Origin of the sequence: Nocardioides lentus, from assembly GCF_039529515.1 — a bacterium.
In the GTDB taxonomy this organism is placed as follows: Bacteria; Actinomycetota; Actinomycetes; order Propionibacteriales; family Nocardioidaceae; genus Nocardioides; species Nocardioides lentus.
This window is the reverse complement of sequence record NZ_BAAAMY010000004.1, coordinates 642,480-660,734: the sequence shown is the minus strand read 5'-3', so window position 1 is coordinate 660,734 and position 18,255 is coordinate 642,480. Positions and strand designations below refer to the sequence as shown.

Below are 18,255 nucleotides of genomic sequence, written 5' to 3'. Positions count from 1 at the left end.
CCGTGACCGGCGCCCGGGGGCCGCTGCTGCTCGACCTCGACGGGGTGCTGCGGCGCCGGCCGGCGGAGGACGCGGCCGACGCCGAGGCCGCGCACGGCCTGCCGGCGGGCTCGCTGCTGGCGACGGTACGGGGCGGCGCCGACCTGCTCGACGAGTCCGTGACCGGGTGGATCAGCGACGAGCGGTGGCGGGCCGAGGTCGCCGACCGGTACGCCGCCGACCACGGGCCGCGGGCGCGGGCGGCGATCGCGCGGTGGTCGCGCTCCCCGGGCCGGCTCGACGCGGACGTCCTCGCCGTCGTCCGCGACGAGCGGCACCGTCGGCCGGTGCACCTGGCGACCAACGCCACCACCCGGCTCCGCGCCGACCTCGCGGCGCTGGGGCTCGACCGCGAGGTCGACGGCGTGCTCTCCTCGGCCGAGCTGGGCGTGGCCAAGCCCGACCCCGGCTTCTGGCGTGCGGCCTGTGACGTGCTCGAGGTCGAGCCGTCCGCCTGCTGCGTCGTCGACGACACCGCGGAGAACGTCGCCGCCGCGGCTGCCCTCGGCATGGCGGCACACCTGTTCCGCGGCGTCGGGCCGCTGCGCGCGTTCCTCGCCCGGGGCGCCCACGGGTGAGGCTCCCGGGAAGGATGTCCCCATGGACGAGCGCCTCGAGGTGAACCTGGCCCTGTGGGACGAGCGGGCGCCCGCGCACGCCGCGTCGCCGGACTACGCGGTGGACCGGTTCGCGGCGGACCCGTCGTACCTCTCGGAGGTGGTGCGCTTCGACCTCCCGCTCCTGGGGGACGTGACCGGGCTGCGCGGCGTCCACCTGCAGTGCCACATCGGCACCGACACGGTGTCGCTGTCGCGGCTGGGTGCCGCGATGACCGGGCTGGACTTCTCGTCCGCCTCGGTCGCGGAGGCCCGTCGGGTGGCGGAGCGGGCGGGCGCGCCGGTCGACTTCGTCCTCGCCGACGTGCACGACGCGGCGACGGTCCTGGGCGAGGGCGGCTTCGACCTGGTCTACACCGGCGTCGGGGCGCTGTGCTGGCTGCCGAGCGTCGAGCGGTGGGCGCGGGTGGTCGCGTCGCTGCTGCGGCCCGGCGGCCGGCTGCACCTGCGGGAGGGCCACCCGGTGCTGTGGGCGCTCGACGACACCCGCACGGACGGTGCGCTGGTGCTCGCGCACCCCTACTTCGAGCGCGCCGAGCCGCTGGTCTGGGACGAGCCGGGCACCTACGTCGAGACCGACGCCTCGTTCACCCACACGGTCTCGGCGGAGTGGAACCACGGCATCGGCGAGATCGTCACCGCCCTGCTCGGCGCCGGGCTCGAGGTCACCGGGCTGACCGAGCACCGCAGCGTGCCGTGGCAGGCGCTGCCCCAGGCGGTCGCCGACGAGCGGGGCGAGTGGTCGCTGCCGCACGGCGGCGAGTCGCTGCCGCTGAGCTACACCCTCACGGCGCGGAAGCCGACTCCCACGTGATCGACGTGCCCCGGTAGACCCGCGCCCGGGCGGGCGAGGCGCCGCGGCAGGTCAGCTGCTCGGGCTCGGTCGTGGACGCCGCCATGGTCACGACGGCGGTCCCGTGCGGGGTGCGCAGCCGCACCCGGGTGGTGTCCGCGTCGACCCGCTCCAGGCCGCGCACCGACAGCGCGTCGCGGTGCGGCTCGGCGAGCCGGCCGTGGGCGTGCACCAGCGCGGCCTGGGCCACCGGGGCGAGCCCGAGACGACCCCGCATCAGCTCGGGGACGACCAGGCCCTCGTCGACCCGGGCCGCGAACTCGCCCGCGGCGAACGGCAGCACCCGCCCGTACAGCTCGCCGTAGGGCAGGACGAGGACGTTGGCGGCGAAGCGGTCCCCGCCGACGTGGGTGGTCTCCCACACCCGACCCGGCCGGACGGCGGCGAGCTCGCGCACGACCGGTCGCCCGCGCAGCGCGCAGCAGGCGTCGTGCTTGCCGTGGGTGCAGACCAGGTAGATCGGCGCTGGGTCGGCGCGCGCGTCGGAGGGCGCCCGCAGCGTCCGGGCGCCGTCGGGCCCCTCCTGCACGGAGGCCTCGAGGGTGTCGGCGAGCTCGGCGAGGGTCGCGGCGTGCCACCACGAGGTGACGCCGGACTCGACGTCGGCGAGGCAGACGCGGTGGCCGTCGGAGGCGTGGTCGGCGTGCCGGCCCGGGCGACGGATCACCTGCATCCGGGCGCCGCCGGCCGCGGCAGCGACGTCGATGCGGGTCGCGACCTCCGGGTCGGCGCGGCTGTCGACGAGCCCGCGCGGCCCCCAGGGGCCGGACTGCTCGACCAGCAGCAGCCGCCGCGCCGGCGGGGCGGTGCCGAGCATCGGGTCCCCGCGCAGCTGCGCCTGGAGCGCGCAGCGGTCCGCGGACTCCCGCGGCTGCGGCAGGCTGCGACCACGGTCCCCGGGACGGCCGGCGACGGGTCCGCTCACCGGGCCCCCGCCGGCACGACGACCCCCTCGAGCAGGAGACGACGGACGAGGGTGCGGGCGTCGGCGGGCTCGTCGAGACCGGGCAGGTCGGCGACCCGGACGGTGTCGCCGGCCAGGACGGCCTCGACCGCCCCGCGGACCGCGGCGGGCAGGGTGAGCGCCTTGTCGGGCAGCCGCAGCCGCAGCCCGTCGTCCTGCGGCTCCAGGACGGCGCGCAGGCCCGGGCGGAGCCGGACGACGTCGTCGTCGGCGACCCGGTCGGCGGCGTCGAGCTGCGCCAGCGGGGACAGCGGCGCGGGCCGGGTCGCGGCGCCCAGGTGGCGCTCGAGGGCCCGGGCGACCTCGGCGTCGTCGAGGCGGTCGACGGCGGCGTGGAGGGCCTCGCGGGTGGCCTTGAGCTCGCCGGCGAGCACGGTCGGGTCGGTGAGGTCGCCGGTCGGCAGGGACCGCCGCAGCTCGAGGTCGTCGGAGAGCCGCCGCAGCGTCTGCTCGGCGAGGAAGGCCCGCGTGACGGGCTGCACGCCGATCGTCAGGTGACCCGAGACCGCACCGAGCGCGGTGGCGGAGTGCAGGTAACCGCGCGGCAGGTAGAGCACGTCGCCGGGCTCGAGGACGGTGTCGATCAGCGGCTCCGCCTCGGCGGCCGCCGCGACGGCGGCGCGGCGGTCCTGCCAGGGCTGGTCGCGCAGCGGCGCCTCGAGGACGGGGGCGTGGATGCGCCAACGCTTGCGGCCGGCGAACTGGAGCACGAACACGTCGTGGACGTCGTAGTGCGGGTCGAACCCGGTGTTCTGCGACGGCGTCAGGTAGGCGTTGACCTGCGCCGGGTGGCCCAGCTGCCGGGCGAGCGCGCCGGCGAAGTCGATGACCGGCGGCCACAGCCGGTGCAGGCCCTGCAGCACGAGGGTCGAGCCGGCGGCGAGCTCGGCGAGCACCTTGTCGTCGGCGGCCTGGTCGGCGATCTCGGCCCCGGCGCCGCCGGGGCGGGTGAAGCTCGTCGTGGGGCGCACGGACCCGTCGCGGGCCATCCTCAGGAACGGTGTGCGCAGCCCGCGGCGGGAGGTGATCTCGTCGACCGCCGCGAGGTCCATCAGGTCGGTGAAGCCGTCACCCGGCAGGTCGGCGCCGCGGGTCAGCAGCGGGGCGGTGCCCCAGTGCCGCTCGGCGAAGGTCGCCTCGTCCAGGCCGGTCAGGCGCTGCAGCGGGTCCACGGGTCAGGGCTCCAGGAGGTCTCGGTGTCTCGGGGTCTCGGGGTCTCGGGCTGCGGGAACGAGACGGGCCCGGGGCGCTGCACGCAGCACCCCGGACCCGTCGTACGACTCAGGCGCCGCCGTCGGCTCCGCCGTCCTGCACGCCCGGGGTGCCGGAGGCGCCGCCGTCCGCAGGACCCTCGGCGCCGCCGTCGGCACCGCCGTCCTGCACGCCCGGGGTGCCGGAGGCGCCGCCGTCCGCAGGACCCTCGGCGCCGCCGTCGGCACCGCCGTCCTGCACGCCCGGGGTGCCGGAGGCGCCGCCGTCCGCGGGACCCTCCGAGCCGCCGTCCTGCGAGGTGGTCATGTCGTCGTCGTCGAGCACGATGAATCCCCTTCGTTCGAGTGTCTGGAGCGGCACGGGTGACCGCGCCACCAGCGCAGTACCCGCTCGCTCGGAGCGTAGACCCGCGGCGGCGACACGGGGGCCCCTCCGCCCGAGGTCCGGGACGGGCGCGCGCGGCCCGTCCCGGACCCCGGTCAGAGGAGGCCGGTGGAGAACGCGATGGTCCGCGTCACCAACGGGTTGCCGGCCCGGTCACGGATCGCGGCGGGACCACCGGTCAGGGTCAACCGGTACGACGCCAGGGCCCGCAGCGAGCCGTTCGGGTTCACCGTCACCTGCGTGCCGGCGGCGTTGGTCGTCACGACGGACGGCACCACCGCCCCCGCCGAGTCCCGCAGCACGACCGTCGTGCCGGACGCTCCCAGCACGGCCTCGCTGAAGGTGACGACCTGGTTGGCCGTCCGTGAGACCAGCAGCGCGTTGGTGCCCGGGGTCGAGGCAGAGACCGTCGGGGCCGTCACGTCGGGCGCCGCCTGGGTGGTGAAGGCGACGGTGCGCGTGACGAGGGGCGTCCCCGTCGTGCTCCTGATCCCGGCCGCCCCGGCCCCCGACAGCGTCAGGGTGTACGACGTCGACGGCGCGAGGTTCGTCGTCGGGTCGAGGGTGACGACCCGCGTGGTGGCGTTGTAGGTGACCGCCGCCGCGACGCTCGCCCCGCTCGCCGTGGCGCGCAGGGTGACGTTGGCGGCGTCGGCCCCGAGCACCGGCACGTCGAAGGTGGCCGTGGCGTTGGCGCCGAGCTGGACGCCGGTCGCCCCGGCCGCCGGTGACGTCGCCGTCACCACCGGGGCGGCGCCCGTCGGCACCACGGCGTTGGAGGCGGCCGACGGCGCGCTGGTCCCCGCCAGGTTCACCGCCACGACGCGGAACGTGTACGACGTGCCCGCCGTCAGCCCCGTGACCTGGGCCGACGTGGCGTTCGCCGGGACCCCGGCGACCGTGCGGACCACCGTGCCGCCCTGCAGCACCTGGACCCGGAACTCCGTGACCGGCGACCCCGCCGTGGCGGTGCCGGCACGGAAGGCGACCGTCGCCGAGAGCGGTCCCGCGACGGCGGTCCCGACCACCGGCGCCGACGGCGGCGTGGCCACGTCGAGGGTCTGGTCGCTGAACCGCAGGCGCTCGACGCCCCGCAGGGTGTCGGTGCCGTCGGCACCCGTGGTGTCGGTCACCGTCACCACGCCCGCGGCCACCGACACGGTGTAGGAGGCCCGGGGCCCGGTGAACACGGCGGTGTCGAGGGCACTCGCGTCGGTGGGCGGGGCCGCGACGACCTCCCGGACCACGACCAGGTGGCCCGGGTCGACGTCGCCGTCGAAGACGGCCTTCTGCAGCGTCTCGCCGGCGGTGCCGGGCCCGAAGGTGCCGGTCGTGGCCGGCTTCTCGAGGAGGTCCGTGGACCCGATCTCGGTCGCCGGGTCGGCGGGGTCGGTCCGCACGCTGATGCGCACCCTCAGCATCCGGTCGCCGTCGAGCACGTCGTCGGCGCCGCGGCCCTCCAGGGTGTCGCTGCCCGGCCCGCCGAGCAGGACCTCGCCGTCGCCCCAGATGGGCCCGGTGAGGGGGCACGATCCGCTCGCCGACGCCGCGACCACCGGCGCCAGGTCACCCGTCAGCGGCGGCAGCAGGGCTCCCAGGCCGGCGATGCGGCCGACCCCGCGGGCGTCGAGGGCGTTGCAGCCGGCGAAGCCGCCGCCGGCGACCTCCTTCGGGACGTCGTCGGTGCCGCGGATGACGTCGTCGAAGGCCGATCCGGACACGCCCTCGACCTCCTGCCACCGGTCACGGTTGACCACCACCTGGACCGGTGCGCCGTCGACGAAGTTGTTGATGGCCATGTCGTCGTCGGCACCCACCGTGTCGTACTGGTGGATCGCCCAGTCGAACCCGCCCGCCCCGGCCTGGCGGTCGATCGCCGCGTGCTGGGTCATGACGTCGTCGCCGCCCTCCGCGTCGTAGTCGTTCTCGCCGACCTGGCCGACGAACACGTCGTTGCCCGGCGCGTCCTCGGCGGGGTCGTCGAAGAACGGCGCCGCGTGGTCGCCGATCAGCAGGTCCTGGCCCGACCCGCCCTGGATCCAGTCGTCGCCGCCGTCGCCGAGGACCGCGTCGGCCCCCTGGCCGCCGATGGCGAAGTCGTTGCCGGGGCCGCTGAAGGCCTCGTTGTCCCCGGCCCCGCCGTTGGTGAGGTCGCTGCCGTCGCCGCCCATCAGGATGTCGTTGTCGATGCCGCCGTCGACGGCGTCGTTGCCCGGGCCGCCCTTGAGGACGTCGGCACCGCCGGTGTCGGTCACCGTGTCGTTCCCGAGCCCGCCGAGGGCGACGTCGTCGCCGCCCCCGCCCTCGATCACGTCGCGGCTCTCGCCACCCCAGAAGGTGTCGTTGTCGTTGCCGCCGTGCACGCGGTCCGGTCCGGTCGAGCCCTGGTAGACCGACTGGCCGTTGATGCCGGGCGGGTCGACCGTGTTGGTGGCGCGGTACTGCAGCGTCCCGTCGGGCCGGCGCAGGAGCAGCGCCTGCTCGTCGCACTCGCTCGCGGGGTCGTCGGCGACGGTCGCCCCCGAGGCCGCGAAGCCGGCCGGGGTGCCGGCCAGCGCCTGCAGGTCGAACCGGCAGTCGGCCGTCGCGAACGCGTCCGCCTTGAGGCTGTCCGTGCCCACGGTGTTGCGCATGACGAGCTCCGCGAACGAGTTGCTCTCGAGCTGCGTCCGCAGGTTCATGCCCGGGGTGCGGGCCAGGTAGTAGAAGCGGTCCCCGTCCTGCAGGGACTCCATCTGCGTGGTGAAGACGTGGTCGAACGTGCTGCCGAGCAGGCCGCCGAAGACGTTGGTCGCCTCGGCGAGCCCGCCGACCCACAGGTCGACGTCCTCGAGCCCGGTCGTCGTCAGACCGCCCGCGTCCGCCCACGGGCCGGTGCCGAACATGAACTCCGCCGCGTCCGCGGGGATCTGCGCGGGGTCGGTCGGGGTGCCGGAGGTCGGGTCGACGATCGCCTTCGCCGCCTCACGCTTCGCGGCCACGGTGGTCGCGCCGGTGATCGACGGGTGGCGGCCGTAGGCGGCGACGAAGTTGATGAGGGACTCGGGGTGCTTCAGGTGCTGGCCGAAGTCGGACCAGCTGGTGTACGGCGCGAGCTGCCCGTCGTTCGTCTCGGCGTGGAGCTGTCGACGGAAGGCGTTCAGCGACGGGACGCCGGTCTCCCGGGCGCGGGTGATGTTGAGGGCGGCGAGGTCCAGCGGGAGGCCCAGCAGGTTGTTGCGCAGGGCCTCGGTCACGAACTCGTCGAGCTCGTTGCCGACCTGGTCGGACGCACCCATCAGCAGGCTCCCCGCGGCCGCCTCGGGCGACTGCGGGCCGGCCGAGCCGCCGTCCTGGTAGGCGACCGGGTCGAGGAACGCGTCGACCAGGGACAGGGAGTTGTCGCTGCCGTCGGCGTTGGTGCGCGCCACGGTGTCGTCGAGCATGGAGTGGCCGAAGCGGTAGACCGCGTGGGCGAACTCCGCCTGGACCGCCGGGTCGAGGTCCGGGGAGTAGACCCGGAAGGGCCGGATGGCCGGCTGCACCTTGCGCCCGAAGTCCTCGAAGACGATGTGCTGGTACTCCATCTCGTTGACGAACCGAGCCGCCTGGAAGAGCCGTTCGCCGTAGGTGAAGGTACGACGGGTGGGGTCGCTCGCCGTCGTGTCCACCGCCCGGTAGGCGCTGTCGAGGGCCTCGTTCCCGGGCGTCGCCAGGGTCGCCTCGATGTCGGCGACGAGCCGGTCGTGCTCGGAGTGGAAGATCTGGTGCACGGCGCTGAGCGCGATGTTCTCGTTGGCGCGACCGTCACCGGCGACGAAGTGGGCGTCGAGCATCTCGTCGTCGTAGGTGCCGGCGGGCTGCGCGGCAGGGTCGGTCGCGGGGACGTCGTCGGCGTCAGGCGTCGGTGCCACCGGCGGGGTCGCCGGGTTGCGGTCGGTGTCGCGCGGCGAGGGGTCCGCGTGGTGCGCGATGTCGGTGAGGAACGGCACGTGGAAGTGCCGGACCCCGGCGGGGACGGGCACCGGGTTCGCCAGGTCGCCCTCGACCAGGCTGCCGTCGCCCATCACGTACTGCGGCAGACCACGGGCCGGACCGGGCACGACGTTCCCGTACGGGTCGGTGGCGATCATCGGCACGTCCAGCGCGTCGGCGTCGGAGAGCCGCAGGCCGAGCACCTCGGCGGCCTGGCGCTTGGTCGAGGCCCACGTGGCGAGCCCCGAGCGCCCGTCGGGCGAGCCGGGGTAGGTCGCACCCGCCTCGAGGCCGCCGAGCAGCCGTCCCGTCGCGGCCGGCCGGCCGGCGACGAGCTCGTACTCCCGGAGGAAGGCCTGGTGTGCGGGGTGCGAGGTGTAGGTCTGGCTCTGGTCGATCCAGGGCGAGTTCGTGTTGGTCGCCTCCTGCACGTCGTCCGCCGTGCCGAGCGCGCCGTCCGGGCCGGGCTGGTTCGCCGCGCGGGTCAGCACCATGAAGGCGCGTGAGGCGGGCACCTCGTCACCGGTGCCGGGCCGGCCGTCGGGACCCAGCGTGCGCAGCGGGTCGTCGGCGCGCAGGGGCACGAAGACGGTGCCCCCGCCCTTGACGGTCTGGTCGACCCCGTGGTCGAAGAACTGGCCGAAGAAGGTGAACAGCGAGTTGTACGGCGGCGAGAGACCCACGTCGGTCGTCACGTTCGGGATGAACAGCGTCTGGTGGGACGGGACGCACCCCGCGGGGACGCCCTCCACCGGGGGGCTCGCCAGCGGGTCCGGGTCGGTGGTGCAGGGGTGCAGGCCGGGGTTGCCCTGCGTCCGCACGGGGAACGCGGCCGCCGCGACCGCGGCGGGGTTGGTCGAGGTCTGGTCGACGATCAGGTTGCTCGCCAGTCGCGGCTGCGAGTCGTACACCTCGCCGGACTTCTGCGCGTAGGAGCTGGACGCCTGGGCGGGGAAGCCCGGCGGGGCCGCCTCGGCGTCCGCGAACCGCGGACGCGACAGGCGGGGGAACGTGCGGCCGGCCGCGGCGACGCCCTCCCGGCCGGGGAACAGGTTGTTGCAGGTGCCGTCGACGGTCCGCAGGCCGTAGGAGGTCAGCCGGTCGGGGACCTGGTTCGCCGCCGGTCCCACGAGGGTCCCGCACGGGTCGGCGGCCGTGCGCGTCGCCGCGTGGCGCTCGGCGATCTTGATCTGCTTGAGGATGAACGCGAGGTCACCGGCGGTCACGGTGAACCCCGCGCCCACCACCGCCGCCTGCGCGGCCGGTGGGGAGCCGACGGCTCCGGGGAGCCCGATCGTGGCGGCGAGCGCCGCTGCGACGAGCCGGCCCCATCGCCGACGGGTGGGGACGGACGCCGTCGTCGGCGTCGAGGTCGAACGGTCCATGGCACAACCCATCTGGTCGTCGCCCGAGCGTGAGGGAGGAGGAGAAGGAGGAGCGGGCGCAACGCTGCGCACGCGGCGTTGCGAAAAACCTGTGGCGGGCCGCGCGACGGCCGACGGCGGTCAGGAACCGGTGGCCCTGCCGGGCACCTCGACCGCGTCGACGACGACCTCGGACGAGCCGCGGGGGCCCCCGAGAGCCACGATCGTCACGCGGTGGCGGCCCTCGGCGAGCCCGGTGAACCTTCGGACCCGCTGTGCCGCGGAGGTCGCGGCGTGGTTGTCGACCGTGGCCAGCGTGGTCCCGTCGACGACGACGCGCGCCCGCCCCTGGTCCGGCCCGGTCGCGGTGACCCAGGCGAAGCCGGTGCCGGTGAGCTCGACGCTCAGGGCCGCGCCCGGGGCCGAGGCCGACCGGACCGTGCCTCCCGAGGCCGTCGCGGACCGCCGACCCGCCCAGTGGCCGTAGGTCACGCGCGGGCTCCGGTCGTCGACGTGCGCCGCCGCTCCGACGTCACCGACCACGAACCCGTCGACGGTGACGGCACGGCCGGTCGAGGCGTCCGAGCGCCGCCCCGTCGAGCGCAGCGTCAGCCGGTGCGGCCCGCGCGGGACGACGATGACCCAGGACCGCCTGGCCGTCGTCGGCGAGTAGAGGTCGAGCCGTCTGGGTCGCGCCCGGTCGACCGAGACCTCGGCGACGCCCAGGTCCGGGCCGGTGACCGCGGAGTAGACGACCCGCCGGCCCGTGAACAGCAGGGTCGCCCGGCCGTGACCACGGTGGTGGCCGCCGCCCGACGAGTCGGGCGACACCACGCCTCGCCACCCGTCGAGCGCCACCGCACGGTCGTCGTCCTCGACCTGGACCCACGGCGGGGGCGGCGGGGGTGGCGGGGGTGGCGGGGGCGGCGGGGGTGGCGGGGGTGGCGGGGACGGGTCGGCACCGACGGACACGACCTGGGTGGCGCTGGCGCTGCCGTGCGTCGAGCCGGCGTTGACGACGCGGACCGTCACGCGGTGGTCCCCGGGCTGGGGGAAGGCGTACCCGATCTGCTCGCCCTCGCCCATCGACGTGCCGACCGAGCTCCCGCCGTCCCGGAACCACCGCCACTGCACACGGCACGGCGGCTCGTCGCAGGCACCGGTGAAGGTGAAGGTGACCTCCTCCCCGACCACCGGCGCGAGCGGCGCGTGGGAGAACGAGGCGGTCGGCAGGGCGACGGCAGCCGGCGGGGCCACGGCAGCAGCCGCGGTCGTCACGAGGAGCGCTGCGGCCACGCGGAGTCCGCGGCCTCCGCCTCGATGGAGTGTCATGAAGGGCACCTGCTTCCTCGCCGGGCTGCGACCGGGCACCGACCGTCGGGCCGGGCCCCACCCTCAGACGTGCGCCTTGTGGAAACGTTGTGCGGACCGCCGTGTGCCGTCGCCCGCCCGCCGGACCCCCGGCCCGGTCGAGGTGAGAGCCAGCGGCGAGGAGCCACGAGACCCGGAGACGCTCACGACCTCCCAGGTTCGGGGGCTTGTCGGCGTCGGTGCAAGGACGCCTCGTCGGAGGCGGCCCAGTGGGTGTCGTAGCGGGTGTCGTGGACACGTCGGTGGTGGGACACAGCAGGGCCCCATCGGAGCTCGCGGCGCGGGCCGACCCACCGGTGGTCGAGGTGCTCCGAGCCCTGGCGAGGAGTCACGAGACCCGGTGACTTCCACGGTCTTCCTGGTGTGGCTGCGGCGCAAGGCCGCCCCACCGGTGGTCGAGGTGTGAGCCGGCGAGGTACGAGCGGGTGAGCCACGAGACCCGGTGAGGTTCATGGTCTTCCTGGTGCGGGGGCCTCTTGGCGTCGGTGGAAGGTCGCCTCACCAGAGGCAGTCCAGCGGGTGTCGTAGCGGGTGTCGTGGACGCGTCGGTGGTGGGACACAGCAGGGCCCCATCGGAGCTCGCGGCGCGGGCCGACCCACCGGTGGTCGAGGTGCTCCGAGCCCTGGCGAGGAGCCACGAGACCCGGTGACCTCCACGGTCTTCCTGGTGTGGCTGCGGCGAAAGGTTCCCTCACCGGTGGTCGAGGTGTGAGCCGGCGAGGTACGAGCGGGTGAGCCACGAGACCCGGTGAGGTTCATGGTCTTCCTGGTGCGGGGGCCTCTTGGCGTCGGTGGAAGGTCGCCTCACCAGGGGCGGTCCAGTGGGTGTCGTAGCGGGTGTCGTGGACACGTCGGTGGTGGTGGGGGCACAGCGCCCCGTAGGAGCTCAAGGAGCGGGCCGACCCGCCGGCGGTCGAGGTGCTCCGAGCCCTGGCGAGGAGCCACCAGACCCGGTGACGCCCACGGTCCTTCTGGTGTGGCGTCGGTGAAAGTTCGCCTCGCCGGTGGTCGAGGTGCTCGAGTCCACCGGAGGTCGAGGTGCTGCGAGCCCTGGCGAGGAGCCACGAGACCCGGTGAGGTGGATGTTCTTCCTGAAGGGGGGCTTATTGGCGTCGGTGGAAGGTCGCTTCGCCGGTGGGGGTCCAGTGGGTGTCGTAGCGGGTGTCGTGGACGCGTCGGTGGTGGTGGGGGCACAGCAGTGCCCCGTCGGCGACCGTGGTGGTGCCTCCGGCGGCCCAGGGGGTGCGGTGGTGGCCGTCGCACCAGGCGGCGGGGATGGTGCAGCCGGTGGCTTGGCAGGTGGGGTGGGCGATCTCGAGGGCGGCGCGGAGCCTGCCGTCGAAGAACCGCCGCGTGCGGCCAGCGTCGAGGACCACCGACGCACCACCCATGACCGCGGGCCAGACCCCGGCCCCACACATCAACCGCCGCGCCTGCTCGAGGGAGACCTCGACGCCGGTGGTCGTGGTCGCGAGACCGTGCTGGTCGACCTCGCGGCGCAGCCGGTCCTCGTCGACGACCACGGTGACCGCCACGGCGGTGCCGTGGCGCTGGGGCAGGGTGGTGGTGTCGAGGTTCTCCAGCAGCGTGCAGAACGCCTGACCCCGCCGCTGCGCACCGGACAGGTACTGCCCGTCATCCGGAGCCGCACTCTCAGACGCCTCGCTCTCGAGGTTGTTGCTGTCGGGTGTGGTCTGGCTCGCCGGGCTCGTCGGGCTCACCGTGGGGTGGGTGAGGGTGTCCAGGACGGTGTCGAGGATGCTCGCGTGCAGGGCGGGGATGTCGGCGGTGACGCGGATGAACCCCTCGCCGATGCCGCGGGTGGTGAGCTTCGTGCGGCGCCACGCCTCACGCTCGGCGCGCGCGAGGCGTTCGGCCTCGATCTGCTCGGCACGCTCGGGGTCGACGACCTCCAGCACGTGCTTCGCCAGACGGGCGACCTCGGCGGGGGTGAACTCGCGGCTGTACTCGATCAGCTGCAGCTCGACCGCCTCCACGAGCTCTTCGGCGCTCATGTCGTCGCGGGCCAGGAGGTCGGTGGGCAGGGCATCGAGGCACTCGATGATGACGCGGGCGTGCTCGGGGGACACGAGCCCGTCGAGCATCGCCGCGGTCAGGTAGATCCGGGTGGCGGTGCGGGCGCCGAGCTTGGCTTCGGCGGCCAGGCGGCGGGGGTTGGCGCAGGTGCGGTGCGCGAGCCAGTCCGCGGTCGAGCGGGCGCCCGTGGACGCGGCGGGCCCGTCGGGGTCTCCGGCCTGGTGGGCTGCGTCGAGGGCGGCGAGCGCGGCCTGCTTCATCGTGGTCACCCGGTCGGTAATCTGCTGCAGCGAGGCCAGGTAGTAACCCTGCTCAGCGGCAGACAGCCAGGAGGGGTCCGACCCCGCCGCGAGGGCGGTGGTCATCTCGTCCAGGGTCGCGATCATGGTCTGCACGCCACCGATCAGCGGGTGCGAGCCCCCGCTCCACCTCGCCTCGGCTGCCGCACTGCTGACCACGAGTCGAACCTAGACGCGACCACCCACACCGAGCACCGAGCAGCAGACGGGTCCTCCACACCCCCTCCGACCCCCGGCCCGACGTGCGGGGCATCGGGTCTCGTGGCCCGCCGGCTCCTGCGTCGCCACCCGGGCACGTCGACCTCCGACCGGCCGACACCCTGACCTCTTCACGACGAACTACCGGGTCTCGTGGCCCGCCGGCTCCTGCGTCGCCGCCAGGCACCTCGACCTCCGAACGGCCCGACGTGCGGGGCATCGGGTCTCGTGGCCCGCCGGCTCCTGCGTCGCCGCCAGGCACCTCGACCTCCGAACGGCCCGGCGTAAGGGGCATCGGGGCTTGTGGCCCGCTGGCTCCTGCGTCGCCACCCGGGCACCTCAACCTCCGATCACGCGGCGTTGAGTCGCCGCCGGCAGGTGTGGTGCCAGGATGCGCAGCGTGCAGGAGCCGACGTCCCCCGACCCCGGGCCGCCCGGGGAACCGCCCCCCGGGTTGGTCGCCGCGATCGGCCCGCCCCGACCGGTCGACGCCTCGCGGAGGACGGCGGTCCTGGTCGCGCTGTGCCTGCTGATGGTGGTGCCGGCGGCGATCGGGGGCCACGGCATGGCCCGGGCCGACGGCGACATCTCCGGGCCGGCTCCGTGGCTCCTGCTCGCCCTCATCACCTTCACGGCCTTGTTCATCATGTGGCCGGGCTTCGTGGTCCGGTTGCGCAGCGATGGCCGGGTGCTCGAGGGCTTCGGTCTGCTGGGGCGCCAGCGGGTCGACCTGACCCGCCTCACGTCGGTCGCCTCGACCGTCTCCGCGAGGTCGGTCGTGGTGCAGCTGCGCGACCGGGAGGGCGCGCTGATGTTCGACTCCCGCTTCCTCCGCAGGGCAGGGCCGGCCGTCGTGCGGGCGGTCGGTCACGGCGTCTGGCTGGGCCAGGAGCGCGGGGAGTACGTCGTGCCGCGCGGCGCCGCCCAGCTGTGGGGGATGCCGACGAAGCCGGAGGCGACCCTGAACGCCCGGACCGGCGCGATCCCCCGGCAGCTCGCCGTGATCGCGATGCTGGCCGCCGCGCTGGCGGTCGGGGCCGTGGTCGGCGCCCGCTGAGCCGGCCCGGACCCGTCGGCGGCACGCGGTCAGTCGTCGTCGGGGAGGTCCCGGCGCGCGACGACCTCGGCGGCCAGGTCGGCCCGCAGGCCGTCGTGGGCGGGACCCAGCGCCGTCGCCGGGTCGTGCCACCGGCTCTCGTCGTACAGCCAGACCGGGCGGCCCACGACCTCGCGGGGCTCCCACTCGTAGCGGGGCCAGACGTGGCAGTGCAGGAAGGCGTCGGTGTTGCCGAGGATCTCCACGTTGAGCCGCCGGTACGCCGGGTCCCGGCGCCGGCAGACCGTCTCGACCGCGTCGGCGAGGAGGTCGACGTCGGCGAGGAAGCGCAGCCGCTCCCGGCGCGGCAGGTCGGAGAGGCGGTCGACGCCCGGCGTCCGGGTCAGGGCGAGCGCGTAGCCGGGGAGGAACTGCACGTCGCCGATCACGGCGAAGGCCGCGGGCAGCTCCGCGAGCACCGTCGGGTTGCGCCCCTCGACCGCTGCGCGGACGCGGTCCTCGCGCCAGTCGCCGGCCACCGTCATGCCGGCGACGCTAGCCGTCGCCTCAGACGTTGAAGCGGAACTCCACGACGTCGCCGTCGGCCATGACGTAGTCCTTGCCCTCCATGCGGACCTTGCCGGCCTCCTTGGCCTTCTGCATCGAGCCCGCCGCGACCAGGTCGTCGAAGGAGACGATCTCGGCCTTGATGAAGCCCTTCTGGAAGTCCGTGTGGATCACGCCGGCGGCCTCGGGCGCGGTCGCGCCCTGGCGGACCGTCCACGCGCGGGACTCCTTGGGGCCGGCGGTGAGGTAGGTCTGCAGGCCGAGGGTCTCGAAGCCGACGCGGGCCAGCACGTCGAGGCCGGGCTCGTCGACGCCCATCTCCGCGAGCATCGCGCGGGCCTCGTCGTCGTCGCCGAGCTCGACCAGCTCGGCCTCGAACTTCGCGTCGAGGAAGATCGCCTCCGCCGGCGCGACGAGGTCGCGCATCCGCTGCTTGAGCTCGTCGTCGCCGAGCTCGTCGGCGTCGCAGTTGAAGACGTAGATGAAGGGCTTGGTGGTCAGTAGCTGCAGCTCGCGCACGTGCTCGGCGTCGACGGCGCCCGAGGCGACGAGGTCGTACGCCGGGGTGCCGGCCTCGAGCGCCTCGAGCACCTGCTTCGCGGCGGCGGCGTACGGCGCCATCTCCTTCTTGCCCTTCGCCTCCTTCTCGAGACGGGGCACGGCCTTCTCGACCGTCTGCAGGTCGGCGAGGATCAGCTCGGTCGCGATCGTGGAGATGTCGGAGGACGGGTCGACCTTGCCGTCGACGTGGGTGACGTCCTCGTCGCGGAAGACGCGGGTCACCTGGCAGATCGCGGCGGACTCGCGGATGTGGGCCAGGAACTTGTTGCCCAGGCCCTCCCCCTGCGAGGCGCCGGCGACGATCCCGGCGATGTCGACGAACTCGACGGTCGCGGGCAGCACCTTCGCCGAGGAGAACAGCTCGGCGAGCACCGGCAGCCGGGCGTCCGGCACGCCGACCACCCCGACGTTCGGCTCGATCGTCGCGAACGGGTAGTTCGCCGCGAGCACGTCGTTCTTGGTCAGGGCGTTGAAGAGGGTCGACTTCCCCGCGTTGGGGAGTCCGACGATGCCGATGGTGAGAGCCACGGGCCGCAACTGTACGGCGGTCCGGTGTGCGAGGCTCGGTCGCGTGTCCGACCACGACCGCGAGCCCGCTCCGGGGGCCGAGCCGACCGCGGTGCTGCGCGAGCCGCAGAACCTCGTCTCCCCCCGCGCCGTCGCCTACTGGCGGGTGAGCTCGGGCATCGGGACCGTCCTGGCCTGGGCCGCCGTCGCGGTGGTGTGGTTCCTCTGGTCGGACCGGCCCTGGTGGGCCACCGCCGCACTGGTCGCGGTCGCCGTCGCGGTGCTGGTGCCGACCGTCGTCATGCCGCCGGTGCGCTACCGGATCCACCGCTGGGACGTCACCCGGAGGGCGGTGCACACCCGCTCGGGGTGGATCAGCCGCGAGGAGCGGATCGCCCCGCTGTCGCGCGTGCAGACCGTCGACTCGACCCAGGGCGCGCTGATGCGGCTGTTCGGGCTGCGCTCGCTCACCGTCACCACCGCCTCCGCGGCCGGCCCGATCACCATCGACTGCCTCGACGCCGACGTCGCCGCCCGGCTCGTCGCCCACCTCACGGAGGTCACCGGCGCCGAACGGGGCGACGCCACGTGAGCGGACCGGTCGACCCGTCGCCCGGGCCCCCGCTGCCCGACGAGCCGCTCGCCCCGGGATCGGCCGGCGACGAGGGCTGGCGCCGGATGGACACGCGCTACCTGGTCGTCGGCCCGTTCGGCGCCGCCCGGCAGTTCGCGATCCCCGCGGTCGTGGCCGCGGTCGGCATCGGCAGCGGCAACGGCACCTGGGGCCTGGTCGCGCTGCCGATCTTCGTCGTGCTGTCGCTGCTGTTCGGGATGGTCCCGTGGCTGACCACCTACTTTCGGGTCACCGACACCCAGTTCGAGGTGCGCCGGGGACTGCTGAACAAGACCCGCCTGACGGCCCCGCTCGACCGCGTCCGCAGCGTCGACCTCGAGGCCTCCCTGCTCAACCGGCTGCTGGGGCTCACCAAGGTCGCCGTCGGCACCGGGGTCGACGACACCCGCATCGAGCTCGACGGCATCGCGAAGGACGACGGCGAGCAGCTGCGCCGCTTCCTGCTCACCCGCAGCCGGTCGGCCGCGGCCCCACCCGTCCCCGCCCGCGCCCCGGCACCGCTGCCCCACGCCGAGCCGTACGCCGACCCGTACGCCGACCCGTACGCCCACCCGTACGCCCAGCAGCACCCCCAGCAGCACCCCCAGCAGCACCCCCAGCAGCACCCCCAGCAGCACGGTCAGCAGCACGTGCGGCCCTCCGCCGAGCCCGAGGTCACGGAGCTGGCCCGGATCGACTGGTCGTGGCTGCGCTTCGCGCCGCTGAGCCTGGCGCGGCTGGCGGTGCTGGCCGGCGCGCTCGGTTTCGCGTCCCAGTTCGCCGACGACCTGCCGATCTTCGACGCCGACACCGTGCGCTCGACCTACGACTACCTCGCGGCGCAGGCCCTGGGGCTCGTGCTCGGGGTGGGCGCGATCGTGGCGCTGATGGCGTGGGTCGTGGTCGCGGTGCTGGCCTCGGTCGTGCAGTGGTGGAACCTCCGTCTCGTCCGCGACGGCGCCAACCTCCGCCTCACGGCCGGGCTGCTGACCACCCGGTCGACCAGCGTCGAGGAGGCCCGCGTGCGTGGCGTGCGCATGACGGAGCCGCTGCTGATGCGCCCGGCCCGCGGCGCGGAGCTCGCGACGCTGGCCACCGGCGTCGGCGAGGGCGGGACGACCACCGTCCTGCCGCCCTGCCCCCGTGACGTGGCCACCCGCGTCGGGCACGAGATCCTCGGCACCCGCGGTCCGCTGACCGTCCCTCTCCACCGCCACGGTCCGCTGGCCCGCCGGCGCCGCCACGTCCAGGAGCAGCTGGCCGTCCTCGTCGTCGCCGCCGTGCTCGCGGCGGCGGTCGCGCTCGTGCCGTGGGACTGGCCCTGGTGGCTGCCGCTCGCCTTCGTCGGCGTCTTCACGCCGCTCGGGGTGGTGACCGCCGAGGTGGAGTACCGCACGCTCGGCCACCGCCTCACCGACGACCACCTCGTCGTCACCGGTCCCAGCGTCGTCCGGCGCCGCGAGGTGCTGGAGACCGACGGCATCATCGGCTGGGTCGTGCAGCAGTCGTTCTTCCAGCGCCGGCTCGGCCTGGCGACCCTCGTCGCGACGACCGCGGCCGGCGCCGAGAAGGTCGTGGCCGTCGACGTGCCCCACCCCACCGCCGTCGGGCTGGCGCACGCCGCCACCCCCGGTGTGCTCGACGAGTTCCTCGCCCGCTGAGGGGCGCCCCGGCGGGCG

General features: G+C 74.9%; 13 protein-coding genes. 5 read left to right on the top strand and 8 right to left on the bottom strand.

All coding sequences use genetic code 11. The features are described from left to right. Positions 1 to 2: 2 nt before the first annotated feature. Both ABD158_RS09905 and ABD158_RS09900 read left to right on the top strand, forming a co-directional pair. Entirely contained in the window at positions 3 to 617 is a 615-nt protein-coding gene (locus ABD158_RS09905; RefSeq protein WP_344006620.1) for an HAD family hydrolase, read from the top strand. 22 nt (positions 618 to 639) lie between these two features. After that, entirely contained in the window at positions 640 to 1,470 is an 831-nt protein-coding gene (locus tag ABD158_RS09900) for a class I SAM-dependent methyltransferase (protein ID WP_344006618.1), read from the top strand. Here ABD158_RS09900 and ABD158_RS09895 read toward each other — a convergent pair. The 6 genes from ABD158_RS09895 to ABD158_RS09870 form a co-directional block, all read right to left on the bottom strand. Then, positions 1,442 to 2,434 (bottom strand): ferredoxin family protein, encoded by a 993-nt coding sequence (locus ABD158_RS09895; RefSeq protein ID WP_344006616.1) that lies wholly within the window; start codon positions 2,432 to 2,434, stop codon positions 1,442 to 1,444. The two genes, ABD158_RS09900 and ABD158_RS09895, sit on opposite strands and share 29 nt — an antisense overlap. After that, positions 2,431 to 3,645, bottom strand: coding sequence for a cupin domain-containing protein (locus tag ABD158_RS09890; RefSeq protein WP_344006614.1), 1,215 nt, complete (start codon positions 3,643 to 3,645; stop codon positions 2,431 to 2,433). The genes ABD158_RS09895 and ABD158_RS09890 overlap by 4 nt, the downstream gene beginning before the upstream one ends. Before the next feature lie 109 nt (positions 3,646 to 3,754). Continuing rightward, positions 3,755 to 4,045, bottom strand: coding sequence for a hypothetical protein (locus ABD158_RS09885; protein ID WP_344006612.1), 291 nt, complete (start codon positions 4,043 to 4,045; stop codon positions 3,755 to 3,757). 119 nt (positions 4,046 to 4,164) lie between these two features. Further along, complete coding sequence (locus tag ABD158_RS09880) at positions 4,165 to 9,408, bottom strand: peroxidase family protein (protein WP_344006610.1); 5,244 nt, start codon at positions 9,406 to 9,408, stop codon at positions 4,165 to 4,167. A 120-nt stretch (positions 9,409 to 9,528) separates the two neighbouring features. Continuing rightward, complete coding sequence (locus ABD158_RS09875; protein ID WP_344006608.1) at positions 9,529 to 10,644, bottom strand: PKD domain-containing protein; 1,116 nt, start codon at positions 10,642 to 10,644, stop codon at positions 9,529 to 9,531. 1,217 nt (positions 10,645 to 11,861) lie between these two features. Beyond that, complete coding sequence (locus ABD158_RS09870; RefSeq protein ID WP_344006606.1) at positions 11,862 to 13,253, bottom strand: HNH endonuclease signature motif containing protein; 1,392 nt, start codon at positions 13,251 to 13,253, stop codon at positions 11,862 to 11,864. Between the two features lie 439 nt (positions 13,254 to 13,692). Here ABD158_RS09870 and ABD158_RS09865 point away from each other — a divergent pair, with 439 nt between their 5' ends. After that, positions 13,693 to 14,349: a hypothetical protein gene (locus ABD158_RS09865; protein ID WP_344006605.1), complete on the top strand. Its 657-nt coding sequence runs from the start codon at positions 13,693 to 13,695 to the stop codon at positions 14,347 to 14,349. Positions 14,350 to 14,378: 29 nt separating this feature from the next. Here the strand turns inward: ABD158_RS09865 and ABD158_RS09860 are convergent, their stop codons facing one another. Both ABD158_RS09860 and ychF read right to left on the bottom strand, forming a co-directional pair. Then, a complete protein-coding gene (locus tag ABD158_RS09860; RefSeq protein ID WP_344006603.1) occupies positions 14,379 to 14,873 on the bottom strand; it encodes an HIT family protein in 495 nt (164 codons plus the stop codon). Positions 14,874 to 14,895: 22 nt separating this feature from the next. Next, the gene (gene ychF / locus ABD158_RS09855; protein ID WP_344006601.1) at positions 14,896 to 15,984 is read right to left on the bottom strand and encodes a redox-regulated ATPase YchF; all 1,089 of its coding nucleotides are present in this window, start codon (positions 15,982 to 15,984) and stop codon (positions 14,896 to 14,898) included. 43 nt (positions 15,985 to 16,027) lie between these two features. Between ychF and ABD158_RS09850 the strand changes: the two genes are divergently transcribed. Together ABD158_RS09850 and ABD158_RS09845 are read left to right on the top strand one after the other, a co-directional pair. Further along, on the top strand, positions 16,028 to 16,555 hold the full coding sequence (locus ABD158_RS09850) for a PH domain-containing protein (protein ID WP_344006599.1): 528 nt from the start codon (positions 16,028 to 16,030) through the stop codon (positions 16,553 to 16,555). Continuing rightward, complete coding sequence (locus ABD158_RS09845; RefSeq protein WP_344006597.1) at positions 16,552 to 18,237, top strand: PH domain-containing protein; 1,686 nt, start codon at positions 16,552 to 16,554, stop codon at positions 18,235 to 18,237. Before ABD158_RS09850 ends, ABD158_RS09845 begins: the two co-directional genes overlap by 4 nt. Positions 18,238 to 18,255: the final 18 nt, after the last annotated feature.